The following is a 1,958-nucleotide window of genomic DNA, read 5'->3' as shown; positions in this document are numbered from 1 at the left end:
TTCAACTTACCAACTCCTAATCTTCAACTATAATATACCCTTCTTTATAATGCCTTCCCATATTATTTACTCTCTTATAATATTTAGAATCACTCTCCTTGTTTAATCTTGGTACAAATACATCTATTGCATTAGAGTTACCAAAATATTTATTAGAACCTCTATCTTTAACCACCTTCAAATTACCATCAACCAATATTTTAGTTCCAAATTTAAGATGATTATTGGCAACAAAACCATATTGTAAATTTTCTCCTGTAGCTGTCACAGCTCCATGTTTACTATTTTCACAATTTAAAGAAGTATAATAACTTACTTCCCATATTGTAGGAATTAATTTTTCTATTTTGATATTAAGTTCTTTTTCTAAGTTCATTTTTTTTATTTCCAACTTATATTCTTTACTATTTTTGCATTGTTCCCATTCGTATTTATACATTAAGTCAATATTCTTAGTTGTATCTAGTATTACGTTTTTATTTATATTACTAGTGTTAATTTCTTCTGTATTAGCAAATATAGTTATAGTACTTCCGACTACTAAAACTCCTGTTATAATTATGTTTCTCCACCTCATATATACCTCCAATCATATTAAAATTATTATTTTAAACGCTCTTTTACTCTTCAATAGCATCGGCAAATTCCTGTTGAGTTGGCTCTTCCCCTTCTCCATTCCATTCAAATGCATCTTCTAAATATGCACTTGGATTATAACAACAATAATCACAATCGCTATTTTTATTTTCACATCTTTGTTTAAATTTACAATCCACTTTAATCCCCTTTCTATATCTTTATTATAATATATATCTTATTATATCGCAACTACTTTTTTATTTATTTTTTCAAGTTTACATATTTTTCTTTATAACCCTTAGAATTTCTTGTATTCATTATATTTTTTATAGATTCCTTATAAGATATATCATCTGATATTCTTATTAAGCTTTCAAGAAAATACATTGAATAACTTCTTGGTATCTTTTTTCTAATAGCTAAATCAATTGCAGTTTTAGCAGCATTATAACACTTAAGATGTGTATGACCTTCTCCAAATATCTTATTAGTATTATAGACAATATATCCATTTCGGACTTTAATAATAATGTATTCATTTTTTTCATATATTTTATTTGTTTTCATTACAAATCCTCAATTTTGCGCCATATCATTTCTAACTTCCCATATTTCCTATTTAATCTTCTTCTAATTTCATATGCAGATTTAATTTCTTCTTTTACATTTTGCCACTTCTCCAAAACTTCTTCATACTCTTTATTCTCTTCTTTTAAAAAGAGTATTTCTTCATTTAATTCATCAATTTTTATACTTAATTCTCTATTTTTTTCTAATAAATCATAGTGTCTTTGTTCATCTATAAGTATTGAAATCACTACCTTTCGCTTGCCTCGTATACGCCATTTTGAGATTATAAGGTATAAATATAAACAGTATTTTATACAAAGCCTTAGAAAGTCATATACGAGGTCATATTTTTAATTTTCTATTTTCCAATATTCTTGAATCCACCATTCTGTCTCTGTATGACTTTTAATCCATTTTCCATTTACTTTTTTACTTTTAGCTTTTTCTTCAATTGATTTTAAATAAATCAAATCATAAACATCAATTTTATTGTCCTCAAAAACAGCTTTACTTACTTTTAGAATTTTTTTATTGCCTGATTTTAGATTGTATAGTGTGAGTTTAGGAGAATATTTAGTATCTACATCTATTACTAAACAATGTCTTGGATTTGAATTATTGTCTTTTATATTACATGAACCTACAAACTCAAAATTAGTTTGTATTTTTTTACTAATTGGGGTATCAACACTTTCTATTTGATTTACAAGATAGGAGCATAATTCTTTCGTATCTACCTCTTTAAACTTTTTTTCTGTTTCTTTATTAGAGTATTTTCTCATAACCTTTATATCACATGGTAAACTATC

At 25.7% G+C, this 1,958-nt stretch carries 4 protein-coding genes and 1 pseudogene; all 5 read right to left on the bottom strand.

The annotated features are described in order from the left end of the window. Nucleotides 1–16: 16 nt before the first annotated feature. The gene (locus IC213_RS20400; RefSeq protein ID WP_227863576.1) at nucleotides 17–577 is read right to left on the bottom strand and encodes a hypothetical protein; all 561 of its coding nucleotides are present in this window, start codon (nucleotides 575–577) and stop codon (nucleotides 17–19) included. Between the two features lie 43 nt (nucleotides 578–620). Continuing rightward, nucleotides 621–776 (bottom strand): hypothetical protein, encoded by a 156-nt coding sequence (locus tag IC213_RS20395; protein WP_227831994.1) that lies wholly within the window; start codon nucleotides 774–776, stop codon nucleotides 621–623. 64 nt (nucleotides 777–840) lie between these two features. Further along, the gene (locus IC213_RS20390) at nucleotides 841–1,146 is read right to left on the bottom strand and encodes a hypothetical protein (protein WP_227831995.1); all 306 of its coding nucleotides are present in this window, start codon (nucleotides 1,144–1,146) and stop codon (nucleotides 841–843) included. Next, nucleotides 1,146–1,397 (bottom strand): hypothetical protein, encoded by a 252-nt coding sequence (locus IC213_RS20385; RefSeq protein WP_227853372.1) that lies wholly within the window; start codon nucleotides 1,395–1,397, stop codon nucleotides 1,146–1,148. The genes IC213_RS20390 and IC213_RS20385 overlap by 1 nt, the downstream gene beginning before the upstream one ends. Nucleotides 1,398–1,499: 102 nt before the next feature. Continuing rightward, nucleotides 1,500–1,958, bottom strand: a pseudogene (locus IC213_RS20380) (hypothetical protein); the annotation flags it as partial.

The sequence above is a fragment of the Clostridioides sp. ES-S-0049-02 genome (assembly GCF_020658465.1).
Taxonomy (GTDB): Bacteria; Bacillota; Clostridia; order Peptostreptococcales; family Peptostreptococcaceae; genus Clostridioides.
The sequence above is the reverse complement of the archived record's forward strand: the minus strand, read 5'-3'. Positions and strand labels throughout refer to the sequence as shown.